A 23,570-nucleotide genomic window follows, 5' to 3' on the forward strand; every position below is an offset into this window, starting at 1 on the left:
GCGACCGGCGTCAAGGCAACACCGGTCGCTCGCGGTGGAACTTCGGAAGAAGGTCCAGGTGCGAGAATTGAACCCGCGTCCCAGCCTCCACAAGGCTGGAGGATAGTCCACTACCCCAACCCGGACACGCAATTTCCGATTGACCGGTGAGATTGAAATACGTTTCGGAAGCGAGCGTACCTGTGACCGGTTCGCGTGGGTGCCTGGACGGTATCGGGCCCGCGGGACTCGCTCACGGGCGTAACCGTCCGGCGACGCGAGCCAGGAGCCCGGGACCGTCGGCGTCGACGGAGTTCCAGAGCGCGAACGCTCGGCTCACGTCGGCGTTCGTGCTGGCGACGATTGCCTCGTCGTCGGGCGCGACGACGACGAGGTTGACCTCGTACCGTCCGTAGTAGCCGTACTTCAGCAGCGTCCGGTCGCGGAAGCCGTCGACGAACTCGCGGACCGCGTCCGGAAGCGACGGTGCGACGAGCGCGAACGTGAACTCGGTGCCGTAGTGTCTCTCGCTGGGTTCGATCCACTCCTCGGCGAGGTCGTGGCCCAGGTCAACGAGCGACCGGAGGTCGGCGACGCCCACCGCGTCGACGCGCCGGACGAACAGGTGCTCTTCGGCGCTGTGGTTCGCGTAGTTGAGCGCCCGGTGGAGGAACTGCTTCTGGTTCTCCATCACCAGTCGACCGTACAGGTCGAACGACTCGCCCCGGACCCGGACGTCCTTCTCGAGGTCGTAGTTCGTCAGCAGTCGGTCGCTCACCCGGTCCACGTACTCGTCGTCCCAGTCCGGCACGTCGGTCGGGTCGTCCCGCTCGGGAACGTCGACCGGGCCGGACCGCTCGGCCTCCCCCTCGACGCGCGTCCGGTCCGGGCCGTCGGTCGCGCCAGTCATGGGTCCCCCGGTCGTCGTTCGGCGCGGCGCGGCGCGAGCGATGCCCGGCCTCCCTGCGGCGAGATGACGGAACACATGCTCGACAGGTGGTCGGGGCGCGATAAATAATCGTCGCCGACGCCTGGGGTCGGTGTCGGACCGGCCGAACCCGGAGGGTACGCTTCGAGGCCTCTCAGACGAGGTCGGCCATCTCGTCCAGGTGGTCGTCGTACACGTCGAGCGCGCGCTGGATGGGTTCGGGCGAGGACATGTCGACGCCGGCGGTCTCCAGCAGTTCGAGGGGGTACTCGCGGGACCCGCTGCGGAGGAACTCCAGATAGCGCTCGGCGGCGGGTTCGCCCTCCTCGATTATCTGGTCGGCGAGCGCCACGGCGGCGCTGATGCCGGTGCTGTACTGGTAGACGTAGTACGCGCGGTAGAAGTGGGGGATGCGCATCCACTCGCGCTCGATGCGGTCGTCGACGACCGCGGGTTCGTAGAACTCCCGCTTGAGGTCCCCGTAGATGTCGTCCAGTCGGTCGGGCGTCAGCGCCTCGTTGTCCTCGACGACGCGGTGGGCCCGGTGTTCGAAGTCGGCGAAGAGGGTCTGGCGGTACAGCGTCGAGCGGAACCGTTCGAGGTACTCGTTGAGCACGTGGCGGCGGAACTCGGGGTCGTCGACGGTCTCGAGCAGGTGGTGGGTGAGCAGCGCCTCGTTGACCGTGCTGGCGACCTCGGCGACGAATATCTCGTAGCTACTGTAGGCGTACGGCTGGGTCTCGCTGGTGAGCTGGGAGTGCAGCGAGTGGCCGAGTTCGTGGGCCAGCGTGTACATCGAGGCGATGTCGTCCTGGTAGTTCATCAGGATGAACGGCTGCGTGTCGTAGGCGCCGCCGCTGTACGCGCCCGACTGCTTGTCCTGGGTCTCGTACACGTCGATCCAGCGCGACTCGATGCCCTCCGCGACCCGGGACTGGTAGTCGTCGCCCAGCGCGGCGACCGCCTCGGTGACGTACTCCGCGGCCTGGTCGTACTCCAGGTCGGGACTCTCGGATTCGGTCATCGGCATGTAGAGGTCCCACATCCGGAGTTCGTCGACGCCGAGCGACTCGCGCTTGAGTTCGGCGTGGCGGTGGAGTTTGTCGAGGTTGTCCCGGACGGTGTCGAGCAGGTTGTCGTACACCTCCACGGGGACGTTCGGGCCGTCCATCGCCGCCTCGCGGGCGGTGTCGTAGTTCCGGGCGCGGGCGAGTTTCACGTCGGCCTTGACGCTGTTCTTGTACGCCGCGCCGACGGAGTTGCGGACCTCGCTCCACTCGTCGAAGTACCCCTCGTACACGTCGCGGCGGAACTCCCGGTCCGGTCGCTTGAGCAGGTTCGTGAAGTTGCTCTGGGTTATCTCGACCGCCTCGCCGTCGGGGTCCTCGACGGTCGGGAACTCCATGTCGGCGTTCGACAGCAGGTTGTAGATTTCGCCGGACGCGCCGGTCACCTCGCCGAGTTCCGCGAGCAGGTTCTCGACCTCCGCGGAGCGGGTGTGCTCTTTCATCCGCATCACGTCGTCGAGGTAGTGCTCGTACTGCTCCAGCCCCTCCGTCTCGGCGACGATCCGGTCGAGTTCGTCGCGGTCCAGCGATTGGATCTCGGGCTCGACGAAGCTCGTCGCGCTCTGGGCGCGGGAGGCGAGCGACTGGGCGCGGGAGGCGAGCGCCTGGTACTCCTGGTCGGAGGTGTCCTCGTCGCTGCGCATGCGGGCGTAGGAGACGACCTGCTCGACCTCTCGACCGAGTTCGTCCGAGAGTTGCAGGACTTCCAGCAGCGTCTCGCCGTCTTCGGTCGCTCGTCCCTCGTACGCCTCGACGTCTTCTAGCTGGTCCTCGACGGCCTCGTAGGCGTCCTCCCAGTCGTCGTCGGTCGCGTAGATGCTCTCCAGGTCCCACTTGTACTGCGATTCGACGTCGCTCCGTTCGGGGACAGAACTCATACCACGACCGTAAGCACAGCCACGCCGTAAGCGTTGGTATTTCGGAAGCTTCTCGCGGCCCGCCAGCACCGCTCGACGGCGTCAGCGCTTCGGTCGGTCGTCGGTCTCGCCCTCCTCGATGGCCGACCGGTTTTCCTCCCGACCGCCGACCGGCCTTCCCTCCCCGCTGACCGGAACGAAGGTATTATGCCGTGGTATTGCAGTTCGTTATAAATTCTTTGCGTAATGCTTATATGTCTATCTCACTGTGAGTGGTATGATAACGATGTTCGCGGAATTCTCGAGCGGCTACTACCTCGGACGGCTGTACGTCGAGCCACACGATGGCGAGCGTGCGGTCATGCGTCGCAACCAGCACGAACGCGTCAACCGGGAACTGTACAACAGCGGCGAAGGAATCGAGCGTCTCGACTCCCCGCTCGTGATGAAACTCGGTCGGAAACATCTCTCCGTCCACGGCGACGACGGTATCCCCGAGGGGACCCTGGCGATTCCCGACGACCTGCTCGAGGGGACGTCCGTCGAGAACCCCCCGGAGCTGACCGAGGTCCTGCTGGCGAAGGCCGACCGTGCCGCACAGATACTACAGTATCAGGACGAACTCCCGGGCTTCGAGACCGGCGACCGGGACCGAAGAACTCCCTTCTAGAATCAGTGGGCGTAGCGGAGGACGCCCGAGAGACCGTCGTCGCCGTCCTCCATCTTGTCGAGAGCGTCCTCGAAGTCGGCGCGTCTCACCTCGGTCCGGCCGTCGCGGATGGCGAACATGCCGGCCTCGGTCGTCAGGCTCTCTATCTCCGCGCCGCTGAATCCGTCGACCTCGTGGGCGAGCTGGGCGTAGTCCACGTCGTCGGCGACGTTCATGTCGCGGGTGTGGATTTCGAGGATGCGCTCGCGGCCCTCCAGGTCCGGATTCGGCACTTCGATGAGGCGGTCGAAGCGGCCGGGGCGGAGGATGGCGCGGTCGAGCATGTCGAAGCGGTTGGTGGCGGCGATGATGCGGATTTCGCCGCGGTCCTCGAAGCCGTCCATCTCGCTGAGCAGTTGCATCATCGTGCGCTGGACCTCCGCGTCGCCCGACGTCTTCGAGTCGGTCCGCTTGGAGGCGACGGCGTCGATCTCGTCGATGAAGATGACCGCGGGCTCGCGCTCGGCGGCGAGTTCGAACAGGTCGCGCACCAGCCGCGCCCCCTCGCCGATGAACTTCTGGACGAGTTCGGAGCCGGCCATCTTGATGAAGGTAGCGTCGGTCTGGTTGGCGACGGCCTTCGCTAACATCGTCTTGCCCGTGCCGGGCGGCCCGTACAGCAGCACGCCGCTCGGCGGTTCGACGCCGGTCTTCTCGAACTGTTCGGGGTTCACGAGCGGCTGTTCGACCGCCTCGCGAACCTCCCGAATCTGCTCGTCGATACCGCCGATGTCCTCGTAGGTCACCGCGGGCGAGGCGTCGACCTCCATCGCCTGCGCGCGCGCGTCGGTTTCCGCGTCCAGGATGGTCTCGATGGTGAACGAGTCGTTGACCGCGACGCGGTCGCCTGCGTCGAGTTTCTCGCGGAACTGGGCCGAGACCTCCGTCAGCACCTCCTGGTTGTTACCGTGCTGTTTGATGACGACGCCGTCGTCGGTGATGTCCTCGACGGTGGCGACGTACAGCGAGGTGGTCTTCAGCGTCTCGTTCTCCCGTTCGAGTCGGTCGACCTGTTCGGCGAGGTCCTCTCGACGTTCGGCCGCAGCGTCGACGCGCTCGCTCAGTTTCTCGTTGACCTGGACGATGTCCGCGTAGTGCTCGCGGAGCGCGGCCAGCCGCTCCGCATCGGACATCTCCGGGTCTATCTCCAGTGTCGGCCGGTCGGGAACCGATGGGCTACGCGACATTTCTTGTTCATTCGTATGTCGCCACATTAAAAGTGCCTTTGGGTCGCGGCGGACGTGTCGGCTGTCGCAACCGGTCGACGATTTCGCCGATGTCGGCCGATTCGGGGCATCGACGGTGGTATTTTCGACCTCCAGTCGAGTGAATTTGTCCGTCGACTGGTGGTGAGTCGGTGCCCTCGCCGCCTTTTACCTGTCGGCCTGCGTCGGGAGTGCGTGACGATTCGACGCCGGCTGTCTCGACTCCCGTCGACCGACGAGTCGTGAACGGCGGTCCGTCGAGAACGGCGTCGCCGGTTCAGCTCTCGTCGTCGCCGAGGACGTCGGTCGTCACGGTCTTCTCGTAGTTGAGCGCGTCGAGCGCTATCTTCTGGGTGTGCCCGCGGTACTCGACGACGACGTAGTACGACACCTTCATCTGGCTACGCTCGCCGCGCCGGATGTGGGTCTTCCACCACTCGCCGAGTTGCGAGTTGTCGAGGGTCATCTCGTCGGCGACGGTGCGGGTGGAGTACGGTGCGACCGCGACGGACTTGACCTTCGACTCGTCGGCGAGGACGACGCCGTTCATCGTCACGCGGTAGCCGACCTCGGTGATGTGGATGGGCTCACCGCGCTCGTTCTCGATGGTCGCGGCGGTGTCGATGGGCGTCTCCGGCATCGTCGCCTCGCCCCACTCGGCGCTCATGTCCGAGACGCGTCCGACGCGTCGCCCCTCGATGGCGAGCGTCTGGGCCGACGTGTTGTCGACCGGACCGAGCATGTCGGTGGTGAAGCGACCGCGCTCCGCGGGCCGGTCGAGCGGGAGTCGGGCGAACCCGGTGTCGATGGTCACGTCGCGGTCGACGACGCGCCGGCTCTCCTCGCCGTTGTTGACGTGGCTGACCCACCACGACTGCACCTCGCGGTCGGTGATGGCCGCGGAGAACGCGAGTTCGTTCCGACCGGGCGCGACGTGCCGAGACACCGTCTCGTTCGCCAGGGACACGTCGTTCATCAGCACGGAGTAGCGGGTTCCGAACGAGAGGTCGTCGGCGAACGCGGCGTCGGCACCGTTGGGGTTCTCGACGACCGCGGTGGTCCGGACGCGGGTGTCGCCCTGGTCGGGGACGACCCACTCGCTGTCGACCTCGCCGACCGACGGCGCCTCGAACGCCGCCTCGCCGGGGCGCTCGACGGTCTTCGTCGTCGACTCCCCGTCGCCGAGCATGTCGGTCGTGAAGACGACGCGCTCGCTCAGGAAGGACAGCGGGACGCGTTCGGTCTCGCCGTCTTCCTCCATCAGCGCGTAGAACTGCACGTCCATCGTCGTCTTCTCGTCGTTCCGGACGTGGCTGGTCCACCACTGCGGGAGCTTCGAGTTGTCCATCGCGGAGTCGATGTCGATGGTCGTCGTCTCGCCCGCGCCGATGCGGACCTCGCCGTCCGTCGTCCCCCGGGCGACCTCCACGTCGTTCATCGTGATGCTGTAGCCGAGCTTCGAGAACACGACCGTGCCGTTACCGGGATTCTGCACCGTCGCGGCGAACCGGATGGGCGTCTCCTCCGTCGTCGCCTCGCCCCACGAGGCGTCCGTCTTCGTCGCCTTCAGCACGGTCCGGTTGTCGACCGTCAGCGCTCGCGTCTCGTCCTCGTCGAACGCCGAGAGGATGTCGGTGCTGAACGTGCGCTTCTCGGCGGGCAGCGACTCGGAGAAGAACGGGACGCCGACGCTCGGCGTCACCGTCATCGTCGTCTGCTCGCCGCCGTTGACGTGCGTCGCCCACCAGTTCGGTATCTTCTCGTTGTCTATCTTCGCCGACAGCGAGACGGTCGAGCGCCCCGTTCCGAGGCCGACTCCGCTCTCTTCGCCCTCACCGACGGTCACGCCGTTCATGCCTATCTCGTACCCCATGTCGACCACGGGCGGGACGCCGACCGGGTTCGGGTTGTTCACGACGACGTTCGTCCGTATCTCGGTCGACTCCTCGTTCACGGTCCCCCACTCGCTGCTGGTCGATTCGACCGTCGGCTGGGCGACCGAGACGAGCCCCGACGTAAGGGCCACGCCGAGCCCCCCGGCGGTGACGACGAGCACCGACAGGACGGCGACCGCGACCTTGCCGAGCAAGCTATTCGGCCGCACGGATAACCACCTCTACTGACAGATACGAAATACGGTAGTTCATGCGTGGGCCCTTACGAAGCCGACGGTAAGAATCTTTACCTGGAGTGTTCCATCAGCTATCTGATGGCATGCGTTCGCCCGTCCCGGAACGCGACCCCGACCTCGTCGCCGACGGCCAGCGAATCGCCGGCCGCGACGGTCGGGTCGTTCCCGTCCGGCGTCGGGCGTTCGCGGGACGCGACCGCTCCGTCGGCGTACGCGTCGAACCGACGCCCGCCGACCGAGAGCGCGACCCGTCGACGGCCGTCCTCGGGGAACACGCGTTCGACCCGGGCGCGGAAGTCGGGGTCGGACGGGTCGAGTTCCACGTACTCGGGTCGGACCGCGAGGTGCTCCCCGTCGGCCGTGACCGGCGTTCCGGGGAGCCTGCCGTCCTCCAGTTCGAGGCAGTTCGCCCCCGTGAACCGTGCGACGAACGGGCTCGCCGGCCGTTCGAAGATGGCGTCCGGCGAGTCGACCTGGACGATGTCGCCGTCGTCGATGACCGCGATGCGGTCGGCGAGCATCCGGGCCGTCGTCCGGTCGTGCGTGACGTACACCGCGGTCTCGTCGGCGAGCACGTCCGCGAGGTCCTCGCGCAGCGACTGGCGGGTCGGCACGTCCAGCGCCGAGAGGGGTTCGTCCAGCAGGAACGCGTCCGGCCGGACGAGCAGCGCGCGCGCCAGCGCGACCCGCTGGCGCTCGCCCCCGGAGAGGGTCGGCGGGTAGCGGTCCGCGAGGTCCGCGACGCCGAGCGCGTCGAGCAGGCCCGCCGGGTCCCGGGTGTCGTCGTGGTACCGCCGTCCGAAGGCGACGTTCTCGCGCACGGTGAGGTGGGGGAACAGCGCGTAGTCCTGGAAGACGAACCCGAGGTCGCGCTCCTCCGGGGCCAGCCCCGACAGCTCCCGGCCGGCCAGCCTCACCGTCCCGTCGTGGTCGTGGAACCCCGCCACCGTCTCCAGCAGGAGCGTCTTCCCGCTCCCGCTCGGTCCCAGGACGGCGAGCGTCTCGCCCGCCGGCACCCGGAGGTCGGCGCGCACGTCGAACCGCTCGGCCCCCTCGGCGGTGAACGTCGCCGACACCTCGACGTCGAGGCTCACGGCCACCCCCCGTCGTCGTAGGCCAGCGAGCGGACGACCAGGAAGATGGCGACCGAGAGCGCGAGCAGCAGCGTCGCCACCGCGCCGCTCTCGTCGAGTCCGCCGGTGGTGTACTCCCTGAAGATGAACACGGGCGCGTGCTGGGTCTCCGCCCTCTCCCCGAACAGCGGCGGGTAGACCACGTCGACGTTGTACGCGACGATGGCGACCGCGCCGAACTCCGAGACGGCCCGCGCCCACGCCAGCACGCCGCCGGTGAGTACGCCCCGGACCGACAGCGGTGCGGTCACGCGCCGGAACGTCTCCCACCGGTTCGCGCCGAGGGTCCGAGCCGCGTACTGGAGTCGCGAGTCGACGGCCTCGAACCCCTCGCGGGCGGCGTTGACCGCGAACGGCGCGCTCACGAACGTCATCGCCAGCACCATCCCGGTCATCGTCCCGAGCACCGAGAAGTCGTAGTGAAAGCCGTCGAACAGCGGCACGTCGAAGAGGAGACCGAACGCGGCGAACTCGCCGGGAATCGACACCGCGAGCCAGTCGAACGCGCCGTCGCCGCTGTACGCGAAGAGGACGGCGAGTCCGGCGACGCTGTGCGGGACGACCAGCGGCAGGTCGACGAGGGTCTCGACGAGCGCCTGCCCGTGGAAGCCACGCGCGAGCACCAGTGCCAGCGGCACGCCGAGCGCGACCGACAGCAGCGCCGCGAGCATCGGCGCGTACACGGAGACGTACAGCGCGCGGTGCACCGCGGGGTCGGTCGCCTTCTCGACGACGAGACCCGGGTCCTGACTCGCGACCAGCATCAGCAGCGGGAGCGCGAGTAACACGAGCAGGACGCTGCCGAGCGTGGCCGCGGCGACGCCGAACGCCCCGCGGTCGCGGTAGTGGGCGACCGCCCCGGTGCTCACCACGGCGAAGAGCGCGTACGCGCCCGGACGGTCGACGCCGAAGGCGAACGCGAACGCGAGCAGTTGCACCGTGACGAACGCGAGCACCGTCGTCCCCGTTCCGAGCGCGACGGCGGGACTGCCGCGGGTCGTCTCTGTACTCACGGCTTAGACCTTCATCGGACCGAGCGAGGACTTTTCTTTCGCGTGGTTCGCCACGCGCTCCGGCACCGCGTCGGTCGCCGCCGTCACCGCCGGTTCGACGGGCTGGAGTCCCTTACTCTTCAGTATCTTCCGACCGGGCTCGGTTATCATGTACTCGACCCACTTCGCGCCGAGGTCGGGCGCTTCCGCGTTGCCCGGGACGGTGACGCCGTAGGCGATGGGCGCGCCCGTGAACGTCTCCCCGTCGGTCGTCACCTCCGCCTTCGCGTAGTGCTTCGCGTACCTCTCTGTCGCCCTGGAGAGGTCGACCTCCGGCTGGAGTTCGACGTAGGGGAGGTCGGCGGAGGTGCTGATCGACCGGTAGTAGAAGGCGTAGTCGAGCGCGCCGGCCTCCAGTTGGCCCTTGAGGTTCGTCTCGGTTCCGGTCGGCACCGTCGAGTTGTCCCGGAGCTTCCGGTAGGTCGACTCGTCGTAGAGGCGGTTCCCGTCGAACTCCTCCGCGCCGAGTTGCATCGTCATCACCGCCCGATAGCCGCCGGGGTCGATGGCGGGGTCGCTGTGCCCGACGGTGACGTCGTCGCGCGACAGGACCTCCCACCAGTTGTCCGTCGAGATGTCGTCGGCGCCGGGCGAGTCCTCGCGATACTGGATGGACATCGCGTTCGTCGCAAAGATGGCGTACCAGTCGCCGTGCTTCGGAAGGAGGCGGTCCCGGACGAGCCGGAAGTCGGAGACGCCGAGCACGTCGGCGCTCCGCCCCTGTTCGGTTATCTTCTTCGTCGAGGCGACCGACCCCTTCGCCTCGCGGCTCACCGAGACGCCGTACTTCTCCTCGAACTTCGGCTCGGCGGCGCCGAACGGCGGTTCGAGGCTGCCCGCGTGGAAGGCGGTCATCGAGTCCGCGCCCGACGACCCTCCATCCGTCGTGTCGGTTCCGCCGTCCGTCGTGTCGCCCCCGCCGCCGTCCTGACTGCTGACGCAGCCGGCGAGACCGACCGCTCCCAGCGAGCCGACGCCCGCAAGGAACCGTCGGCGAGTGCGTTGTTCCCTCATCGATACAACGGCGTTCTCCCGCACGGGACATAACGGTTTTGCCGACGCGGGTTCGAGACGGTGGCATGGACGCCGGGTTCGACGCGCACCTCCGCGCCGACGGAGTGGCGTTCGACGCCGACGACGCGGCCCTCCTCTCGGCGGTCGCCGAGTCCGGGTCGCTCAACCGCGCCGCCGAGTCGCTCGGTCGGTCGTACTCCCGGGCGCACGCCCGCCTCACCGACCTCGAAGACGCCTTCGGTCCGCTCGTCGAGCGCCAGCGCGGCGGCTCCGGGGGCGGCGGCAGCGAACTGACCGACCGCGCCGAGGAACTGCTCGCGCGCTTCGACCGTCTGCGCGCGGAGTTCACGGGGACGGCGGAGGTCGAAGAGACGGTCCTGACCGGTCGCGTCGTCGGTCGCGAGGGGGAACTCGCCACCGTCGAGACGCCGGCCGGTCGCGTCCGCGCGCTCGCCGGCGACGCCGCCGTCCCGGAGGCCGACGCCGTGCAGGTGAGCGTCCGCGCCGACGCCGTGACGCTGCACGACCCCGCCGACGCCCCGGCGACCGACGCGACCAGCGCCCGCAACCGGTTCGCCGGCGAGGTCGCGAGCGTCGAGCGCGGCGAGGCCGTCGCGCGCGTGGTCGTCGACGTGGACGCGGACGCTCCGCTGGCGGCGCTGGTGACGATGGACAGCGTCGAGAAACTGGCCCTGCGGCCCGGCGTGGGGGTGGTCGCGTCGTTCAAGGCGACCGCGACGCGCGCGACGCCGGAGTAGACCGCGGGGCTACACTCGCGCGCTCTCGACCAGTTCGGCCAGTTCCTCGCGCACGTCGTCGTCGACCGGTCGGTGCGGTTTCCGCGCGTAGCCCGCCGGCGCTCCCCGCTCGCGCATCGCCGCCTTCGCACCGGGAACGCCGTACCTCGACGTGATGGCGTGGTTCAACTCGACCAGTCGGGCGTTCAACTGGCGCGCCTCGTCGTCCTGGCCCGCGCGCCGGAGCCGGAATATCTCGTCGGCGCGCTCGGGCGCGACGTTCGCCAGCGCGAGCACGCCGCCGTCGGCCCCCGCGTCGAGGCCGGCGGCGTAGACGCTCCCGCTGCCGACGAGCAGGTCGAAGTCGACGCTCGCCGTGCGAGCGCGCTCGCGCTGGAGCCGTTCGAGGTTGCCGCTGGAGTCTTTCATCCCCGCGACGTTGTCGTGGTCCGCGAGGTCGGCGACCGTCGCGGCGTCGAGCGCGACCCCGGTGAACGCCGGGACGCTGTAGAGGTACACCGGCACCGGACTCTCGTCGGCCACCTCGCGGTAGTAGTCGACGAGCGCGTCCCGAGCGTGGTCGTAGTAGAACGGCGTCACCACGAGCGCCGCGTCCGCCCCCGCGTCGGCCGCGCGCTCGGTCGCCCGGAGCGTCTCCCGCAGGCCGGGGTGGCCCGTCCCGGCGAGCACCGGCACGTCCGCCGTCTCGGCGACGATTTCGACGACTCGGGCGCGCTCGTCGGCGCTCATCAGTTCGGCCTCGCTGTTCGACCCGCAGGGGACGAGGAAGTCGACGCCGCGCTCCTCGACCCACGCCACCAGTTCGCGCAGTTTCGCCTCCGCCAGGTCGCCGTCCTCGTCGAACGGCGTCACCAGCGGTACGCCGGTTCCGTCCATGTCCGAACCCACACGCGGCGGCGCCTTGAATCGAAGGGATGGGGCAGACGGCTCTCGCCGCGAGAGAGAAGGTATTTGACGCCCGGACCAGTACGCGACGATGATGTACGATTTCCTCGTCGTCGGGGCGGGACCGGCCGGTTCGCGGTTCGCGCGCCGGGCCGCCGATGCCGGTCACGACGTGCTCGTGCTGGAACGGGGCGAGGTCGGCGAGCCGCTGGCCTGCTCGGGCCACGTCAGCACCGACGTCTGGGAGTTCACGCCGCCGGGTGCTCGCGAGGAACTGCTCCAGAACGAGGTGTACGGCGCGCGGTTCCACGTCGGCGGTCCCGGGAGCGACGACCATCCGTTCTACAAGGACGAGGTCGTCTCGAACGTCATCGACCGCGTGGGCCTGGACCGCACGCTTGCCGACGCGGCCCGCGACGCCGGGGCCGACCTCCGGGAGAACCACAGCGTCTCCACCGTCGACGAGCACGGCGACCGCGTGGACGTGACGGCGTCCACGCCGGACGGCACCGAGGAGTTCAGCGCGAAGATGGTCGCGGGCTGTGACGGTCCCGTCTCGCGGGTCCGGCGCGAACTGGGACTGCCGGAACCGGGCGAGAAGCTCCAGGGCGTGCTGGGGTTCGCCGAAGAGGCGGACCCGGGCGACTTCGTGGACGTGCACCTCACCGCACCGCGGTTCTTCGCGTGGCGCATCCCGCGCGGCGACGCCGGCGTGGAGTACGGCCTGGCCGCACCGCCGGGGAGCGACCCCTCCGCCCGCGAACTGTTCGAGCGGTTCACCGCCGAGTACGACGTGGAGACGAGCGACTTCTGCGCCGGCATGATTCCCATCGGACCGCCGCGGTCGGTGACCGCCCACCGCGGGTTCCTGCTCGGCGACGCCGCCGCGCAGACGAAGCCGTTCACCGGCGGCGGCATCCTCTACGGCATGACGGCCGCGGACCACGCGGTCCGGACCGTCGACCCCGACGACCCCGCCACGCTGGCCGACTACGAGGACGCGTGGCGGTCGGACCTGAAGAGCGAGATTCGCCTGGGACACCTGGTCCGGCGGGCGTACTCGCTGCCGGAACCGGTCCAGACCACGGGACTGCGGGCGCTCTCGGGCGAAATCGCGGTCCACATGGACCGACCGACGTCGTTCTTCTCGCCCGAGCACCTCAAGACGCTGCTCTCGCGGACGTGAGCGCCCGGCGGAACGCCCGTCGTCGGGAGTCCAGGCGGCGCGTCGAACGGAGAGAGCTATGCAGGTAAGGCTAAAACCCGGGGTGACATAGGGACGGATATGAAGGCCAAGCGGGAGTATCGACGCCGCGCGGACGTCGAGGTCGAGATCCTCGACGCCCTCGTCGACCGGAGCGAGGAGGGGATGACGGTCTTCGAACTCCGGTCGCACGTCGAGGTCGACATCGACGAGATAGAGGGCGCGCTGGGCAACCTGAAGGAGGACGACCTCATCTGCGCCGAGATGAAGGACGGCCGCACCCTCATCAAGCCCGACGAGCGCGTCGTCCCTGACCCGGAGGAGGAAACCGGGGAGGAGCCGTCCATCGTCGACCGCATCATCGACCGGCTGCCGCTGTAGCGACCCGTCCGCGAACCGCCGCTCCGACGAACCCCTGCCGTCGCCGCGTCCCACCGAGGGCGGCGTCCGAAGGGGGCCCTCCACGTCCTCGTTCCTCTTCGTCCCGTCCTCGGCCGTCTCCGCGACGTCCGAGCGCCCCGCCCGCCGCGCGGTCGGTCCGTCGCGCCGTAGAATCACGCTTTTACCCCCGCGGACCCGAGTACGACCGTGACTCTGCTCGAAGACATCCACGCCGACCACGGGGCCGAGTTCGACTCGGTCGGCGGGCGGCGGATTCCGCGCGACTACGGTCGACCCGAACGCACCCACCGCGCGGTCCGGAACGGCGTCGGCCTCACGGAGATGCCGTACGGCGTCGTGGTCGTCGCGGGCGACGACCGCATCGAGTACGTGAACAACGTCGTTTCGAACGAGGTTCCCAGGGAGGACGGCGAGGGCCGGTACGCGCTGTTGCTCGACCCGCAGGGCCGCGTCGAGACGGACATGTACGTCTACTGTGCGGGCGACCGCCTCCTGCTCTTCGTCCCGCCCGGGGAGGCCACCTCGCTCGCGGAGACGTGGCGCGAGAAGGTGTTCATCCAGGACGTCGACATCTCGGTCGCGACCGACGATTTCGGCGTCTTCGGCGTCCACGGACCGAAGGCGACGGAGAAGGTGGCGAGCGTGCTCAACTCCGCCAGCACGCCCGACGAACACCTCTCCTTCGTTCGCGGGAAGATAGCGGACGTGGGCGTCACCGTCGTCCGTACCGACGCCCCGACCGGCGAGGAGGGGTACGAGGTCGTCTGTACGACGGGCGAGACGGAGGACGAGACCGAGACGTCGCGGTCGAACGTCCGGCTCGTCTTCGACACGCTCCTCACGCGCGGACTGAACGCCGTCCCGTTCGGCCGCCGGACGTGGGAGTCGCTGACCCTGGAAGCGGGGACGCCGCTGTTCGAGTTCGAACTCGCCGACGAGCTGCCGAACGACCTCGGCCTCCGCAACGCCCTGGACTTCGAGAAGGGCTGTTACGTCGGCCAGGAGGTCGTCTCCCGCATCGAGAACCGCGGTCAGCCGAGCCAGCGACTCGCCGGCCTCCTGCCGGAGGCGGTGCCGGACCGCGGTGCGGCCGTCTTCGCCGGCGACGAGGCCGTCGGCGAGGTGACCCGCGCGGTCGAGAGTCCGATGCGCGACGAGCCCGTCGCCCTGGCGCTCGTGGACTTCGACGTGACTCCCGGAACGGACGTGACCGTTCGCGTCGACGGCGAGGAACGGCCCGCCGAGGTCGCCGCCCTCCCGTTCGTCGAGGGGAGCGACCGCTCGGGGCGCGTGCCGCGCTACGAGTAACCGTCGAAAACGCGCCGGGCGACCGGCCGGCGCGTCACGACGGCGCGTACGACGGGGCAGGAGAACCGCGAGAGAAAGAGAGCGCCGAAAGACCTGTCGACCGCGTCGGTCAGAACTTCTCGAGGTACTTCTCCTTCTCCCACGGGGAGACGTGGGTGCGGTAGTCGGCCCAGTCGGCGCGCTTGGCCTTCACGAACTTCTCGGTGACGTGCTCGCCGAGGCCCTCGCGGACGACCTCGTCCTCTTCGAGCGCGTCGACGGCGTGACCGAGGCTGTCCGGCAGGGTGGTGATGCCGTAGTCGTCGAGTTTGGCCTCGTCGAACTCGTAGATGTCCTCGCGGACGGGGTCGCCGGGGTCGATCTCGTTCTCCATGCCGTCAAGGCCGGCCTGGATGATGGCCGCCAGCGCGAGGTAGGGGTTACACGAGGGGTCGGGGCTGCGAATCTCGAAGCGCGAACTCGTGCCCGCGGCGTCGGGGACACGGATGAGCGCCGAGCGGTTCACGTCGCTCCACGCGACGTACACCGGCGCTTCGTAGCCGGGGACGAGGCGCTTGTAGGAGTTGACGGTCGGGTTCGTGACCGCGGTGAACGCCTGGGCGTGTTCGAGGATGCCGCCCATGAAGTGGTACGCCGTCTCGCTGAGGTTGAACTCGTCGTCGTCGTCGGCGAAGGCGTTGCCCTCGTCGTCGAAGAGGCTTATGTGGCTGTGCATGCCCGAACCGTTGATGTCGCTGATGGGTTTGGGCATGAAGGTCGCGTGGATGTCGTTCTGTTCGGCGACGGCGCGGACGACGGCGCGGAACGTGGCGATGTTGTCGGCGGCCGAGAGCGCGTCGTCGTACTTGAAGTTGATCTCGTGCTGGCCGTCGGCGACCTCGTGGTGGCTGGCCTCTATCTCGAAGCCCATCTCTTCGAGCGTGAAGATGATCTCGCGGCGCACGTCCGACGCGAGGTCCTTCGGCGCGAGGTCGAAGTAGCCGCCCGTGTCGTGGGGGTCGGTCGTCGCGTTCCCCTCCTCGTCCTTCTCGAAGAGGAAGAACTCTGGTTCGGGGCCGATGCTGACGGTGTACCCCATCTCCTCGACGTCGGCGAGGACGCTCTTCAACACCTGGCGCGGGCCGCCCGCGAACGGCGTCCCGTCGGTGTTGACCACGTCGCAGATGAGACGCGCGCTCGCGGTGTCGCCGTCCGAGCGCCACGGGAGGACGGTGAACGTGGACGGGTCGGGTTCGAGACGCATGTCGCTCTCCTGGATGCGGACGAAGCCCTCGATGCTGGACCCGTCGAACCAGATGCCCTCGTCGAACGCCTTCTCGACCTGGTGGGCTGGGACGCTGACGTTCTTCACGGTCCCCGTGATGTCGGTGAACTGGAGGCGGACGAAATCGACGTTTTCCCTCTCTATCTCGTCGAGCACTTCCTGTTCTTCCTTCGATAGCCCCTCTTCTTTGGTAGTGGCAATATTTCCGTCTGTCATCCTTATCTACAGCCAACGCAAATACATCCACCATTAAAACGGTACCGGTTGGGCAATTGTGCAATAAGGGACTAGAATTGGATATTCGTTAAATTCTAAAGGGTGGAGTGGATTGGTGAGTGTAATGACGTACGAAAATCTCGATGCGAAACTGGTCAACGAACTGCTCGGCGACGGACGCGCGAGCCTGCGAAGCCTCGCGGAGGAACTCGACGTCTCGGTGACGACCGTCTCGAACCACCTGAACGACCTCGAAGAGGAGGGAGTCATCCAGGGGTACACGCCGAAGGTCGACTACGACGAACTCGGATACGACGTGACCGCTGTCGTCCAGCTGAAGGTCGAGGGGAACGCGCTCCCCGAGGTGACCGACCGGCTCCGCGACCACGACCAGATGATAAGCGTCTACGAGGTGACGGGCGACTACGACATCATCGCCATCGGGAAGTTCACCGACACGGACGGGATGAACGAACAGATCAAGCAGCTGCTCGTCGACCCCGACGTGAAAGAGAGCAACACCAGCGTCGTCCTGAACGCCGCCAGCGAGCACGAGCAGTTCGACCTGAAACTCGAAGAGTAGACCGCTCGCGGTTTCGCGCGGAGGTCGCGGGGCATCTATTCCGCCTCAAACGACTGTAAAAGTTCTTTACCAACTAGTTAAACTTAAGACATTCGGGACTGAACCCGGAATCGAGTGGACCGCCGCGCGCTCGCGCCACCATCCGAGTTCCGGTCGGTCTGCCAGCACACACATGCCAGAGAACTCCGAACCCGTCGGGACGCCGGTACCGTCCGTCCTCTTCTCGACGCTGGCCAGTCCTCGTCGACGGCACGTCCTCAGACAGTTACTGGAGCGCGACGCTTCCGTCTCGCTGACGCGACTCGCCCGGAACGTCGCCGCCAGCGAAGACGACGTCGAACGCGTGTACGTGGAACTGCACCACAGACACGTCCCGAAACTGGTCGACGCGGGCCTCGTCACCCGCGAGCGAGGTGGCGACGCGGTCACCCTCACCGACGGCGGGGGCGTCGTCGAACCGTACCTCGAACTCGCGACACGACTGGCGAACGTTCCGGAGGCGTAGTTCGGTCCGGATTCGACGCGTCGCTGTGGTCGAAGAAAAAATCGAGAATCCGTCGTAGTGCATCTGCGTCGTGAGACGGAGAGCGGTTCGTCGGGGCCGGGCGGGCTTCGTCGAGCGAAGGCCGACGGTCGACGCGAGTCGGCTTTCGGTCGAACTTACGCAGCCCTGGCCGAGAGAACCTCGGCCGCGCGATGAAATTCCTCTTACGCCGGAATTTACATCGCGCCGCCCATGCCACCCATACCGCCCATGCCGCCCATGCCGCCGCCCATACCGCCGGGGCCGCCGGCACCGGGACCGCCGGGGCCGCCGCCCATGTCGTCGTCGTCCGAGTCGACCTGACCGCCTTTCAGGTCGCCGGCAGCGATGACGTCGTCGATGCGCAGCAGCATGACCGCGGCCTCGGTCGCGCTCTCGACGGCCTGGGTCTTCACGCGAAGCGGCTCGACGACGCCGTCGTCCTCCATGTCGACGATTTCACCGGTGTAGGCGTCGAGACCGGCGCGGTCGTCGCCGCCGTCGTGCTGGCTCCGCAGGTCGACCAGCGAGTCGATGGGGTCGAGACCGGCGTTCTCGGCGAGCGTGCGCGGGATGACCTCGAGGGTGTCCGCGAACGCTTCGACGGCCAGTTGCTCGCGGCCGCCGACGCTGTCGGCGTAGTCGCGGAGTGCGAGTGCGAGCTCCGTCTCGGGCGCGCCGCCGCCGGGCAGGACCTTGCCGTCCTCCAGCGTGACGCGCACGACGCCGAGCGAGTCCTCGATGGCGCGCTCGACTTCGTCGACGACGTGTTCGGTGCCGCCGCGGAGGATGAGGCTGACGGACTTGGCCTCCTCGACGTCCTCGACGAAGATGCGCTGGTCGCCGCCGACGTCCTTCTGGGCGACGGAGCCGGCGAAGCCGAGGTCGTCCTCCTCGATGTCGCTGACGTTGCTGACGAGGGTCGCGCCGGTCGAACGGGCCAGCTTCTCCATGTCGTCGGACTTCGCGCGACGGACCGCGATGATGCCCTTCTCGGCGAGGAAGTGCTGGGCCATGTCGTCGATGCCGCCGTCCACGAAGACGGCGTCGGCACCGGCCTCGTCCAGCGCGTCGACCATCTCGCGGAGCTGCTCTTCTTCCTGGTCGAGGAAGCTCTGGAGCTGGTCGGGGTCGGTGACGTTGACCTCGGCGTCGATCTCGGTCTCCTGAATCTCGAGCGCGTCGTCGAGGAGAGCGACGTTGGCGTCCTCGGCGAAGTACGGCATGTTGTCGTGGACGCGCTCCTTGTCGACGATGACGCCCTCGACGAGCTCGGACTCGTCGATGGTGCCGCCGACGACCTTCTCGACCTTGATGTTGTCCGTGTCGACGTCACCGTCGTCGGCGACGCTCTGGACGGCACGGACGACGAGCTCCGAGAGGTGGCCCTTGGAGTTCTCCGCGCCCTTGCCGGTCATCGCCGTGGAGGCGATCTTCTCGAGCTGCTCGGTGTCCTCGGGCTGTACGTCGATGGCGGCGTCCTCGAGGACCTCTTTGGCCTTCTCCGCGGCCTGGCGGTACCCCTGCGCGAGCGTGGTCGCGTGGATGTCCTGTTCGAGGAGGTCCTCGGCCTTCTGGAGGAGCTCGCCAGCGACGACGACGGCGCTCGTGGTGCCGTCGCCGACCTCGTTCTCCTGGGTCTCGGCGACCTCGACGACCATGTTGGCCGCCGGATGCTCGATGTCCATCTCCTTGAGGATGGTCACGCCGTCGTTCGTGACGACGACGTCGCCCGTCGAGTCGACGAGCATCTTGTCCATTCCCTTCGGGCCAAGCGTGGTGCGTACGGACTCGGCGACCGCCTTTCCGGCGGTGATGTTCATCGACTGGGCGTCGCGTCCGGAGGTTCGCTGGCTGTCCTCCGAGAGCACGATCAGCGGCTGGTTACCCATTGGCTGCTGTGACATAGTCATCTCAAGGATTGATTGTGATTCTATATAAAGCTTTTCTTGGGCGCATGCGGACACGGAGCAAACCTGTGGAAGACCGTCTTGGCACAGAGTAACAGGGTGGGGTTTATACGCTGGTATCGCCGCTCGCCCCGTCTCGGAGGCCCTTCGCTACCGTCCGAGACGCGCGGTCGCGGTCCGACCCGAGCGACCGGTGTTCAACCTTTTTCGGGCTCGCTCGCGTCCTCTCGGTCATGGCAGACCAGCCGAGCGAGGACGTGCGAGCCGTTCTCGCCGCGATAGAGTCGATGAACTTGCCGGACGTCAGCGACCTCGCCCCCGAGGAGGCACGAGCGCTGATGTCGGAGGCGTTCACGACCGAGGAGCCCGTCGAGGCGGTCGGCGCGGTCGAGGACCGTACGATACCCGGGCCGGCCGGTGAGATTCCGGTGCGCATCTACACGCCCGAGGGCGACGGTCCGCACCCCGTCGTCGTCTTCTTCCACGGCGGCGGGTTCGTCCTCGGCGACCTCGACGGCCACGACGCGCCCTGCCGCATCCTCACGAACGCCGTCGACGCCGTCGTCGTGTCCGTCGACTACCGTCTCGCGCCCGAACACCCGTTCCCCGCACCGGTCGAGGACGCGTACGCCGCGACCGAGTGGGTCGCCGAGCACGCAGCCGAGGTCGACGGCGATTCCGACCGCCTCGCCGTCGCCGGGGACTCCGCGGGCGGAACGCTCGCCACAGTCGTCGCGCTCGCCGCCCGCGACCGCGACGGCCCGGACCTGGCCTACCAGGCGCTCCTGTACCCCGCCGTCGACTTCCGCGGCGACGACTACCCCTCGCGAGCGGAGAACGCCGAAGGCTACTTCCTCACCGCCGACGAGATGGCGTACTTCGGCGACCACTACGTTCCCTCGTGGGTGCACACGGCCAACCCCTACCTCGGTCCCATCGAGGCCGAGAGCCACGCCGACCTCCCGCCCGCCACGGTCGTCACCTGCGGTTTCGACCCGCTCCGCGACGAGGGCCGCGCGTACGCCGACGCCCTCGACGCCGACGGCACTCCCGTCACCCGCAGGCACTACGACGACCTCATTCACGGCGTCGTCAACATGGTCGAGGAGCCGATGGACGTCGCCGGCGGTCACGAAGTCCTCGACGACGTCGCCGGTGACCTCCGCGACGCTCTGCACTGATTCGCCGGGAGTCGCCATCTACCGGAGATTCGCAGAAGGCCGGGTCGAAAAAGGAGTCGTTGCCGGTGCGACCGTCAGCCGGGGAACTGGTGGAACTCCATCCCCTGGCGTTTCATCTCGTTGCGCTTGCGTTCGAGGAACGAGTACACCGCGCCGTGGGGCGCACCGTCGAGTATCATCTCGGCGGCGCTTCGGACTGCGTCGACCTGCTTGGGGTTGCCGATGACGCCGAGCGTCGTGCCGTAGATGACGACGTCCGCGCCGGTCAGTTCCTCCATCAGTTCGCGAGTACGACCGTTCTCACCGATGAGCCGCCCCTTGTGACGCTGGAGGTCGTTCTTGTTCCGGGCGACAGCGTCGATGTCGACGACGTCGAACATCATCATCTCGTCCTCCAGGAGGGTGAGCGCCACGTCGGGCGCGAATCCGCGCCCGATGGCCTTCACTATCTCGGGCGCTTTCAGCCCGAGAACCGGGTCCCCGGTCTGGTCGATTCGAACCGAACCGTCGTCGGAGTCGATGTCGAGGCGCACCTCCGCCTGGCTCTCGATCTCTCGCATCGTCTCACCACCCTCCCCGATGAGAACGCCGATACGGTCCTGCGGAATCGTCACGTGTTTCATGCGACGACCTAAAACCCACGGCGGTTTAAGCGCTTCCCCCTCCGTCGTTCACCGCGCACGCCGCCCCAGCGGCGTTTCGCGTTCGCAGACGATGCCGACGCTCGACCCGAACCGTCGGAATCCTTTTACGCCGCACACGCCTATCCGCAGACAGTATGAGCATGGGTTCGGACATGTATCGGCAGCAGATTCTCGACCACTACAAGAATCCGCGCAACTATGGAGAACTGGACGAGCCGACTTTCTCCCACCTCGGTCACAACCCCTCCTGTGGCGACGAACTGGAGTTCGACGTGACCCTCGCGGACGACGACGAGACCATCGAACGCGTCGCGTTCCGCGGCGACGGTTGCGCCATCAGCCAGGCCAGCGCCAGCATGCTCTCCGAGCGACTCCCCGGAAAGACCCTGGCGGAGGTCGAGGAGATGGACCGCGACGACGTCATCGACATGCTCGGCGTCGACATCAGCCCGATGCGGATAAAGTGCGCCGTGCTCGCCGAGAAGATCGTCCAGGACGGCGCGGAGATCTACGAGGGCGAGAAGGACCTCGACCAGACGACGACCGAGGACTGACGCTCTCTCTCTCTCTCCTCTCTTATTTTTCCTGCGCGCCCGCGCTCTCCCCGAGACTTCGGACCATCGCGAGGACGACGCCTATCCCCCGCTTCACCTCCGGGTCGCCCATCGCGCGAACGAGACCGGCGGGGCCGACGGGTTCCGGCGAGTCGTCGCGCCGGCCGACCTCGCCGACCGCGTCGAGCAGCGTCTCCGCCCCCCGGGCCGTCTCCGGTTCGCCGGCCGCGTCCGCGACCTCGCCCAGTCGACCGCCGGTCCGGGCGAGCGACGCCACCATCTCGTCGTCCAGTGCACCGGAGAGCAGCGGGAGCACGTCCGCCACCGCGGCGAGTTCGTCGAGTGCCCCGGACCGCTCGAGTTCTACGACGGTCTCCAGCGCGCTCGCGAGGTCGTCGCCGTTCTCGCCGACGGCCGCGGATAGTTGCGCTGTCTCGCGGGTCGCGAGCCCGTCGGCGGCTTCCGCGAGCGACGCCGACGTGGCGGCGACGCCGCTGACCATCTCGTCGTCGGCCGCGGCGACGGCGAGTTCGGTCGCGTCCAGCAGTTCGTTCACGAGGTCGAGCCGACGGACGAAGTCGGCGACCGCCTCGGGGTTCTCCGCGACCGCGTCCTCGAGCGTCTCGGGGGTCTCGCCCGTGGTTTCCGACATCGAGACCACCTCAGAGTATCCCCTTGGCCGTCAGCCAGTACGACTCGTTGTACGAGAGCTTGGCCCAGTGGATGAACCGCGACGGGTCGGGCAGGGCGGGCTGTTCGCCGTACGAGAACTCGACGAAGGTCGCCTCGTCCATCCCCGTCTCGATGAAACAGACGGTCTTGCCGTCGTAGCGCGCGGTCGGCGTCCGTCCGCGCACCCGGCTGGCGAGCCGGTCCGCGACCACGCCGGCCTCGAAGTGAGCGACGCTCCCGGCCTTGCTCGTCGGCACCTCGGCCGCGTCGCCGATGACGTACACGTCCTCGGCGCTCGCCGCTTCCAGCGTCTCGTTGTCAACGTCCACCCACCCGTCCTCGGTCAGTCCGGCGTCGACGGCGAGGTCGTCCGCGCGGTGGGGCGGGATGGCGACCAGTAGGTCGTACGACAGTTCCGTTCCCTCGACCGTCGAGACGACCCGCTCCTCGGGGTCGACTTCGGTCGCGTTGAAGAACGTCTCTATCGCGATGTCGCGCTCCTCCAGCCGCGGCGTCGCCCAGTCGGCGATGGCTTCGAGGCCGTGCGCCCGTCCGATGGGGTACGTGTAGGTGATGTCGACGTCCGCCCGGCGACCCCGTTCGCGCAACCAGTCGTCGACCATGAACACGAACTCCAGCGGCGCGGCGGGGCACATGTGCGGCGTTCCGACGACGCTGAGGACGAGGTGACCCTCCTCGAAGTCGGCCAGTTCGTCCCGCAGCGCCTCGGCACCCTCGGCACCGTAGAAGTGGTGTCCGCCCTCCTTCAGTCCCGGTGTCTCCTCGGGCACGACCTTCGCGCCGGTCGCGAGCACGAGGTGGTCGTACGGGAGCACCTTGCCGTCCGCCCGTTCGACGTGCTTCTCGTCGGTGTCGACGTCGACGACGCGGTCGACCTTCAGGTCGACGCGGTCGTCGAGCAGTTCGTCCACCGGTCGACGGGCCTGCTCCGGTTCGCGCTTGCCGAACGCGACGTAGAGGAACAGCGGTTTGTACGTGTGTTTCGGGTCGTCGGTGACGAGCGTCACCGTCACGTCGCCCGCCGCTATCTCCGGGTCCAGCTTCTCGGCGAGACGGTTGGCGACGATGGTGCCGCCGGTTCCACCCCCGACGACCACGATGCGGGTCATGCTTTCCTCACGTAGATGCTCCAGCAGTCGCCGCGGTCGACGACGTCGAGCAGTTCGTGGTTCGCCGTCTCGGTCCACTCCGGTACGTCCGTCGTCGACCCCTCCTCCGTCCGGAGTTCGAGCACCGTACCGGGGTCGACGGACTTCACCTTGCCGATGAGGTCCATCATCGGTCCGGGGCAGATCGCCCCGCGGGAGTCTATCGTTACGTCGGCAGTCACGTTGTCGCTCATCGTACTTCCCTCGGTCGAACGTTCGGCA

The 23,570-nt window shown here is 67.9% G+C and carries 23 protein-coding genes and 1 tRNA gene; 9 read left to right on the plus strand and 15 right to left on the minus strand.

The features are described from left to right. Positions 1 to 52 precede the first annotated feature (52 nt). The 3 genes from ACTF4R_RS07015 to pepF form a co-directional block, all read right to left on the minus strand. Positions 53 to 125 (minus strand) — tRNA-His (locus ACTF4R_RS07015). Positions 126 to 232: 107 nt separating this feature from the next. Next, on the minus strand, positions 233 to 889 hold the full coding sequence (locus ACTF4R_RS07020) for a DUF8052 family protein (RefSeq protein WP_440007158.1): 657 nt from the start codon (positions 887 to 889) through the stop codon (positions 233 to 235). A gap of 172 nt (positions 890 to 1,061) precedes the next feature. Further along, positions 1,062 to 2,852: an oligoendopeptidase F gene (gene pepF / locus ACTF4R_RS07025; protein ID WP_440007159.1), complete on the minus strand. Its 1,791-nt coding sequence runs from the start codon at positions 2,850 to 2,852 to the stop codon at positions 1,062 to 1,064. Positions 2,853 to 3,117: 265 nt separating this feature from the next. On the opposite strand from pepF, the gene ACTF4R_RS07030 reads away from it, so the two are divergent. Then, positions 3,118 to 3,501, plus strand: coding sequence for a DUF5802 family protein (locus ACTF4R_RS07030; protein WP_440007160.1), 384 nt, complete (start codon positions 3,118 to 3,120; stop codon positions 3,499 to 3,501). 2 nt (positions 3,502 to 3,503) lie between these two features. Here ACTF4R_RS07030 and pan2 read toward each other — a convergent pair whose 3' ends face one another. The 5 genes from pan2 to ACTF4R_RS07055 form a co-directional block, all read right to left on the minus strand. Beyond that, entirely contained in the window at positions 3,504 to 4,727 is a 1,224-nt protein-coding gene (gene pan2 / locus ACTF4R_RS07035; protein WP_440007161.1) for a proteasome-activating nucleotidase Pan2, read from the minus strand. Between the two features lie 295 nt (positions 4,728 to 5,022). Then, entirely contained in the window at positions 5,023 to 6,849 is a 1,827-nt protein-coding gene (locus ACTF4R_RS07040) for an LEA type 2 family protein (protein ID WP_440007162.1), read from the minus strand. 98 nt (positions 6,850 to 6,947) lie between these two features. Then, positions 6,948 to 7,970 carry an ABC transporter ATP-binding protein gene (locus tag ACTF4R_RS07045; RefSeq protein ID WP_440007163.1) on the minus strand — a complete coding sequence of 341 codons (1,023 nt, stop codon included), beginning with the start codon at positions 7,968 to 7,970 and terminating at the stop codon, positions 6,948 to 6,950. Further along, positions 7,967 to 9,022, minus strand: a complete 1,056-nt coding sequence (locus tag ACTF4R_RS07050) for an ABC transporter permease (protein ID WP_440007164.1) — start codon at positions 9,020 to 9,022, stop codon at positions 7,967 to 7,969. The genes ACTF4R_RS07045 and ACTF4R_RS07050 overlap by 4 nt, the downstream gene beginning before the upstream one ends. A 3-nt stretch (positions 9,023 to 9,025) precedes the next feature. Continuing rightward, complete coding sequence (locus ACTF4R_RS07055; protein WP_440007165.1) at positions 9,026 to 10,075, minus strand: extracellular solute-binding protein; 1,050 nt, start codon at positions 10,073 to 10,075, stop codon at positions 9,026 to 9,028. A 65-nt stretch (positions 10,076 to 10,140) separates the two neighbouring features. On the opposite strand from ACTF4R_RS07055, the gene ACTF4R_RS07060 reads away from it, so the two are divergent. Beyond that, on the plus strand, positions 10,141 to 10,833 hold the full coding sequence (locus ACTF4R_RS07060; protein WP_440007166.1) for a TOBE domain-containing protein: 693 nt from the start codon (positions 10,141 to 10,143) through the stop codon (positions 10,831 to 10,833). A gap of 9 nt (positions 10,834 to 10,842) precedes the next feature. On the opposite strand, the gene ACTF4R_RS07065 is transcribed toward ACTF4R_RS07060, so the two are convergent. Beyond that, entirely contained in the window at positions 10,843 to 11,709 is an 867-nt protein-coding gene (locus tag ACTF4R_RS07065; protein WP_440007167.1) for a dihydrodipicolinate synthase family protein, read from the minus strand. A gap of 103 nt (positions 11,710 to 11,812) precedes the next feature. Here ACTF4R_RS07065 and ACTF4R_RS07070 point away from each other — a divergent pair, with 103 nt between their 5' ends. From ACTF4R_RS07070 to ygfZ, 3 genes are all read left to right on the plus strand, one after another. Further along, positions 11,813 to 12,904, plus strand: a complete 1,092-nt coding sequence (locus tag ACTF4R_RS07070) for a geranylgeranyl reductase family protein (protein WP_440007168.1) — start codon at positions 11,813 to 11,815, stop codon at positions 12,902 to 12,904. A gap of 99 nt (positions 12,905 to 13,003) precedes the next feature. Beyond that, on the plus strand, positions 13,004 to 13,303 hold the full coding sequence (locus ACTF4R_RS07075) for a DUF6432 family protein (RefSeq protein WP_433626516.1): 300 nt from the start codon (positions 13,004 to 13,006) through the stop codon (positions 13,301 to 13,303). Between the two features lie 207 nt (positions 13,304 to 13,510). Next, complete coding sequence (gene ygfZ / locus ACTF4R_RS07080; protein ID WP_440007169.1) at positions 13,511 to 14,632, plus strand: CAF17-like 4Fe-4S cluster assembly/insertion protein YgfZ; 1,122 nt, start codon at positions 13,511 to 13,513, stop codon at positions 14,630 to 14,632. A gap of 109 nt (positions 14,633 to 14,741) precedes the next feature. On the opposite strand, the gene glnA is transcribed toward ygfZ, so the two are convergent. After that, positions 14,742 to 16,112 carry a type I glutamate--ammonia ligase gene (glnA, locus tag ACTF4R_RS07085; RefSeq protein WP_440007170.1) on the minus strand — a complete coding sequence of 457 codons (1,371 nt, stop codon included), beginning with the start codon at positions 16,110 to 16,112 and terminating at the stop codon, positions 14,742 to 14,744. Between the two features lie 124 nt (positions 16,113 to 16,236). On the opposite strand from glnA, the gene lrp reads away from it, so the two are divergent. Together lrp and ACTF4R_RS07095 are read left to right on the plus strand one after the other, a co-directional pair. Beyond that, on the plus strand, positions 16,237 to 16,695 hold the full coding sequence (gene lrp, locus ACTF4R_RS07090; RefSeq protein WP_440007171.1) for an HTH-type transcriptional regulator Lrp: 459 nt from the start codon (positions 16,237 to 16,239) through the stop codon (positions 16,693 to 16,695). Between the two features lie 172 nt (positions 16,696 to 16,867). Continuing rightward, positions 16,868 to 17,200: a winged helix-turn-helix domain-containing protein gene (locus tag ACTF4R_RS07095; RefSeq protein WP_440007172.1), complete on the plus strand. Its 333-nt coding sequence runs from the start codon at positions 16,868 to 16,870 to the stop codon at positions 17,198 to 17,200. Between the two features lie 215 nt (positions 17,201 to 17,415). Here ACTF4R_RS07095 and thsA read toward each other — a convergent pair whose 3' ends face one another. Next, entirely contained in the window at positions 17,416 to 19,110 is a 1,695-nt protein-coding gene (gene thsA / locus ACTF4R_RS07100) for a thermosome subunit alpha (RefSeq protein WP_440007573.1), read from the minus strand. A 251-nt stretch (positions 19,111 to 19,361) separates the two neighbouring features. Here thsA and ACTF4R_RS07105 point away from each other — a divergent pair, with 251 nt between their 5' ends. After that, positions 19,362 to 20,309 (plus strand): alpha/beta hydrolase, encoded by a 948-nt coding sequence (locus ACTF4R_RS07105; protein WP_440007173.1) that lies wholly within the window; start codon positions 19,362 to 19,364, stop codon positions 20,307 to 20,309. A gap of 74 nt (positions 20,310 to 20,383) precedes the next feature. Here the strand turns inward: ACTF4R_RS07105 and ACTF4R_RS07110 are convergent, their stop codons facing one another. Next, a complete protein-coding gene (locus tag ACTF4R_RS07110) occupies positions 20,384 to 20,932 on the minus strand; it encodes a KH domain-containing protein (RefSeq protein WP_440007174.1) in 549 nt (182 codons plus the stop codon). Positions 20,933 to 21,087: 155 nt separating this feature from the next. On the opposite strand from ACTF4R_RS07110, the gene sufU reads away from it, so the two are divergent. Next, a complete protein-coding gene (gene sufU, locus ACTF4R_RS07115; protein ID WP_113274837.1) occupies positions 21,088 to 21,507 on the plus strand; it encodes a Fe-S cluster assembly sulfur transfer protein SufU in 420 nt (139 codons plus the stop codon). 22 nt (positions 21,508 to 21,529) lie between these two features. Here the strand turns inward: sufU and ACTF4R_RS07120 are convergent, their stop codons facing one another. From ACTF4R_RS07120 to ACTF4R_RS07130, 3 genes are read right to left on the minus strand one after another with little or no spacing between them, the layout of a single operon-like run. Next, entirely contained in the window at positions 21,530 to 22,159 is a 630-nt protein-coding gene (locus ACTF4R_RS07120; protein WP_440007175.1) for a helical membrane plugin domain-containing protein, read from the minus strand. Between the two features lie 10 nt (positions 22,160 to 22,169). After that, positions 22,170 to 23,309, minus strand: coding sequence for an NAD(P)/FAD-dependent oxidoreductase (locus ACTF4R_RS07125; RefSeq protein WP_440007176.1), 1,140 nt, complete (start codon positions 23,307 to 23,309; stop codon positions 22,170 to 22,172). Further along, on the minus strand, positions 23,306 to 23,542 hold the full coding sequence (locus ACTF4R_RS07130) for a sulfurtransferase TusA family protein (protein WP_440007177.1): 237 nt from the start codon (positions 23,540 to 23,542) through the stop codon (positions 23,306 to 23,308). The genes ACTF4R_RS07125 and ACTF4R_RS07130 overlap by 4 nt, the downstream gene beginning before the upstream one ends. Positions 23,543 to 23,570 lie beyond the last annotated feature (28 nt).

This window comes from Halomicrococcus pelagicus, from assembly GCF_051917725.1.
GTDB lineage: Archaea > Halobacteriota > Halobacteria > Halobacteriales > Haladaptataceae > Halomicrococcus.